This window comes from Pseudomonas lundensis (assembly GCF_001042985.1).
Taxonomy (GTDB): domain Bacteria; phylum Pseudomonadota; class Gammaproteobacteria; order Pseudomonadales; family Pseudomonadaceae; genus Aquipseudomonas; species Aquipseudomonas lundensis.
Genome location: NZ_JYKY01000055.1, coordinates 1 through 4,850, shown reverse-complemented (window position 1 = coordinate 4,850; position 4,850 = coordinate 1). Strand labels below are relative to the sequence as shown.

Here is a 4,850-nt window from a genome sequence, read left to right as displayed (position 1 = left end):
GGTAGAGGTACACTTTTTCGACTTTGGCGTCGGGTCGCATCATGATCTCAGGGCTCCTGAGAGAATCGGGAGCCCAGCATCTGGCATTAGCTTAGTGCTTTGAATGTGGGGTTCATGGAGCGGTTACAATGGCTGTACCGTGAGACAAATCCGCCATCGACTGCCGTCTAAGTTAGTGTAGAGGGGTGATTGTCGGTAACCACACCGTCGTACTCGGCGGCATATCTAAGGCAAGCTATTAGCATATTTCAATCAAGCCTATCAGGATGCTGTATATAGATATTTAAGTTTAAATTCTCCTTTACTATAGAAAAGATCAAAGTTTGCTGAGATCTCCTCTTCACCCTGCTCGCTAAACAGCCTGCAATTTATTCTCCAACAATCAGTTTCTTCATCGGCACCGTAGATATCTAAAAGGTTAGGTTCTAGAAGATGCGGGGAAGTGGTTTTTTTTGGGGGGGGCTTCAGCAGGTATTGGTCAGTATCAAAATAGTCATCTAGGTATTCGCGCGCCTCATTATATATAGCCGGGATCATACCAAAGTCGGTCTCGAGCTTAGTATATTTTTTTTTATTAAACGCATCTATGAAGTTTTCAATCATATTGTAAGCAGTCTCATATATTTTTTCTTTTTTAAGCTTCATTATTACCGGGCCTTTCTATTTTTTGGGAAGTTTGTTGTGGTTCCGGAATTTGCCCCGAGACCACTTAAGTAGCCACGCGCTTTCAGAACTGCACACTTTGATTCTTTACTACCAATGCCTGCCGAACGTAGGGCCTTAAAAGCTATAGTAGTTTCGGAGCCTAATATCCCGCCACTGGCACTATTGTTTTGGGCCTGAGAGGCTTTGTAATGCTGCGTACCTCTCGTTGTACCGTCCATATTTCTGCCTTGTAATGTTATGGCAATCGCTTCGCGATGTTTATAACCTGGCACGGAGGTCACAGTATTGTCTTGGTAAATATGGTGAGAGTCATACTGAGTGCCTTTGTTTCGTTTAGTGAGATTGCCATGGGTGTCCACGTCTAGCCCTGCATCGGCAAGAATTTTATCGCAATCACTTTTACAAGGGCAGGAACTGAGCCCCAACGCATCAATCCACTCCACCGGATTCGGCGCATACGCATAAAGATTCAACCCACCCGCATAGCTGATCGGGTCTTTGCTGACAAACCGTCCGGCCCGTGGATCATAGTACCTATACCGATTGTAGTGCAGCCCTGTTTCATGATCGTGGTACTGACCTTGAAACCTGATCGGGTTGGTCAGGCCTTGGCGCTGGGCCCATTCCGAGCGTTGTTCTTTAACTTCCCCCCACGCGTTGTACTGCGCGCTCCAGGCGATTTGACCGGTGGGGTCGGTCAGTTCTTGTGGCGTGCCGAGGTGGTCGCACTGGTACCACGCCAACACGTCAATCGGCAGCGCTTGCGGGGTGTGGGTCCACAGCGGGTCTTGGTCGATGTCGTAGGCGCCGGTGTAACTCGGTTGGGCCAGCAGGCGCATCGGTTGGTGGCGCAGGGCCTGGGCCACGGGGACGAAGCTGCCGGGTTCGTAGAGGTAGTGGACGGTTTTGCCGCTCGCGCCATCGGCCTGCGCGGGGCTGCTTTCCCAAGCGAGGGTGTTGCCGTCCCAGCCGAATAAGGTGAAGCCGCACCCCAGTTCCCGCTGTTTGCGCGCCTGTTCGTTGCGGTTCCACTGCGAGCCCGCTTCGGAGCGGTTGCGGTGGTGGGCGTTGGAGTGTTTGTACAGACGACGGCCCAGCGGGTCGTAGGCGTAGTCGACGCTCAGTTGGCTGTTTTCAAAGCGTACCAGGCGGTCAAACAGGTCCCAGTGCAGGCGGCTTTGCTGGCCGTTGTGCCAGCGGCGGATCTGGTTGCCGCGTTCGTCGTAGTCGTAGTGGCTGCCGGCGTATTCGCGCAGCAGGTTGTCCATGAGTTTGTTGCGTTTGGGGTTTTGCTCCAGCGGTCGTTGCACCTGTTGATTTTGTTCGTCCAGCAGGTTGCTGGCCGGGTCGAAGGCGAAGGTTTCGACGCCCAGGCGGCTGGTGGCGTTGAGCAGTCGGCCAACCGGGTCGTAGCGGTAGGACAGCGGCCCACGACGGCTGTCGTGGATGTCGGTCAGTTGGCTGGCTGCGTCGTACTGATAGGTGCGTTTGAGCAGGGTGGTTTTGTCGTCGCTGCGGCCTAAAAGCTGTTCTTGCAGGCGCCCGGCCGGGTCCCATTGTTGGGTTTGTAGAAGACAGTTGCCCTGATGACGGGCGACTTCGCGGTGCAGGTCGTCGCGTTCGTAGCAATAGTTTATGGTTTCGGGATAAATCCTGGCGTCTTGTTAGATTCCTTACGAACTCCGCGACCTATAAATAATCGCCAATTTTTGCCGCTGCTAACTGCTTTTTCGGTCCAGTAGTAGTTATCTAAAATCTTGTAAGTGGTACCGTCGCTTGCTATGACTCCTTTCCGAGCGTACTTCTTAAATAATTTATTCAACTCTCGATTGACTATTTTTTCAACACTTGAACTGTCGGCGCTGTAGCGTGTTGCCCCAATAGCATATTCATCCTCCCCTCCGTAAGATACAGTAACGAAGCCCTTTCTTTGCTCACGCCTGAATGTTTCTCTTGTATGCAAAGCGATTACCCCCTCATCCTTTCTTTCACCAAAAAACCAATCACAAAAAGAAAAATCACTTTCATTAAAGTCCTTTAGATTAAGATTATCTAAGCGCGCGAATTTTTTCTCTATCTTGTGCCAAAAATACAAGCAAAACCCTGTATTTTCCATGAGCTCCGAATTAATGCTTACAAACTCTTCAAACATCAAAAAAATGATTTTATCCATTAACTATTTCCTTTGGCAGGTGCAATTATATGGCCGGAATTGCACGTCATCAGGAGCAAATTCTCCCTTGATTTTTGTTCTTATATCATCAAGTGCCTGTTTCTCTCGAACAATCGGAGTTGTTTGGTCTGCACGATTTTTACCGACATTGCCGTAGATGAGTTTTCCCTCTACATCCTCGTAAATTATATTTGGGCGACGATCGTCTTTATTACCTCTTGGCGTGAGGACTAACTGCTCTTTCCTGACCCCGCCCCCAGCAATGACTCTCCCCCCAGTAGCTTCAACCTCTTGGCCCCAAGCTTGAATAACTTGATTATGTGGACCCTCTCCATTGGTTTTAGGGCTTCGCTTAGCAAGTCCAAACGCATCAACCCACTCCACCGGATTGGGCGCATACGCATACAGATTCAACCCACCCGCATAGCTGATGGGGTCTTAGCTGATAAACCGTTCGCCCCGTGGATCATAGTGCCTATACCGATTATAGTGCAGCCATATTTCGTGATCATGCATGGCTATTTTATAATCGTTGCAGCATCTTATATGAGTCAAATGACTATGTAAGTGATGCAAGCGGACTTAAAAACTCCACAAGCCACAAAATCATATCTGCACATCTATATGCTAGATATTGACGCGAACATTTTTAATCTCTCCTTCAACTCATAAATAGACGCCTCTATCATAGAGCAATACTGAGAAATACTGAGTTCCTCAGTAAAGCATGTAGTGCTTGCCCAAGGTTTTATGACAATAAAACTTTGCTTATGCACATCAACGAATACCGCCTCATCACCATCAAAAGCCTCAACACCTAACGGCAAGCAAGAATTTCTTATATTTTCTCGAATAGCATTAGACAGGACGTTTTCCAAATTATCCATAGCGCACTCTATCGGCTCAAAATCATTCATTCTGACCACTAAATCCTCTAACGCCAACAAAAGACTCTTTGCAAGCATAAGCTGCTCGTAATCTCCAACACTTACTGAACCAAAAACAAATTCACAGCGCGAAAAAACGTATTGCCTGTCAGTTGAGAGCTCTACCTCCAATTTAATTATTGGCTCTTTCATTTCCCTGTCCCCTTACATTTACAAGTAATCGTCCTTGCTGCAAACCGTTTAGCAACTTCAGGTGGCACTGGAATCCCGCGATTCTGCATAGAGTCTCCATTCCAATGCACTTTTCCATCATTGCTATTGCCAAAACGATGAACTACGCCATGTTCATCTCGCGTATACCAATGCTTACCCTCTGCATCAGGTATCGCTTTTTTGTACAACTCCTCTGCATTTTTGGGAAGAATTGAAGTTTTTGTTCCTCCACCTCTAAATTTTCCAGATGAAGGATCATGGTGCCCTGGATTTTCATATTTTGGTTTTGGGCCGTGGTATCGACCCTCTTTAGGGAGCTTGGCTAACCCATTTGGATCAACCCACCCCGTTGGATTCGGCGCATACGCATAAAGATTCAACCCACCCGCATAGCTGATCGGGTCCTTGCTGATAAACCGCCCGACCTGAGGATCATAGTACCGATAGCGGTTGTAGTGGAGCCCGGTCTCGTGGTCGTGGTACTGGCCCTGAAAGCGGATCGGGTTTTTCAGGCCTACACGTTGCGCCCACTCCGAGCGCTGCTCTTTTACTTCACCCCAGGCTTTGTAGTGCGCGCTCCAGGCCATCTGGCCGTTGTGGTCGGTCAGTTCCTGCGGCGTGCCGAGGTGGTCGCACTGGTACCAGGCCAGTACGTCAATCGGTAGCGCTTGCGGGGTGTGGGTCCACAGCGGGTCTTGGTCGATGTCGTAGGCGCCGGTGTAACTCGGTTGGGCCAGCAGGCGCATCGGTTGGTGGCGCAGGGCCTGGGCCACGGGGACGAAGCTGCCGGGTTCGTAGAGGTAGTGGACGGTTTTGCCGCTCGCGCCATCGGCCTGCGCGGGGCTGCTTTCCCAAGCGAGGGTGTCGCCGTCCCAGCCGAATAACGTGAAGCCGCACCCCAGTTCCCGCTG

At 49.9% G+C, this 4,850-nt stretch carries 5 protein-coding genes and 1 pseudogene; all 6 read right to left on the bottom strand.

From position 1 onward, the window contains the following. Window positions 1-261: 261 nt before the first annotated feature. Window positions 262-645 (bottom strand): hypothetical protein, encoded by a 384-nt coding sequence (locus tag TU74_RS22695; protein ID WP_048377724.1) that lies wholly within the window; start codon window positions 643-645, stop codon window positions 262-264. Between the two features lie 2 nt (window positions 646-647). Then, window positions 648-2,291: pseudogene (locus TU74_RS22690) on the bottom strand (RHS repeat-associated core domain-containing protein); the annotation flags it as partial. 8 nt (window positions 2,292-2,299) lie between these two features. Continuing rightward, window positions 2,300-2,839 (bottom strand): hypothetical protein, encoded by a 540-nt coding sequence (locus TU74_RS22680; RefSeq protein WP_048377720.1) that lies wholly within the window; start codon window positions 2,837-2,839, stop codon window positions 2,300-2,302. Between the two features lie 3 nt (window positions 2,840-2,842). Beyond that, window positions 2,843-3,253: a hypothetical protein gene (locus tag TU74_RS24565; protein WP_193790977.1), complete on the bottom strand. Its 411-nt coding sequence runs from the start codon at window positions 3,251-3,253 to the stop codon at window positions 2,843-2,845. 206 nt (window positions 3,254-3,459) lie between these two features. Continuing rightward, a complete protein-coding gene (locus TU74_RS22670) occupies window positions 3,460-3,918 on the bottom strand; it encodes a hypothetical protein (RefSeq protein ID WP_048377718.1) in 459 nt (152 codons plus the stop codon). After that, window positions 3,915-4,850, bottom strand: a 936-nt coding sequence (locus tag TU74_RS22665) for an RHS repeat domain-containing protein (protein WP_048377717.1), incomplete at its 5' end; no start/stop codon positions are given. The genes TU74_RS22670 and TU74_RS22665, both read right to left, overlap by 4 nt.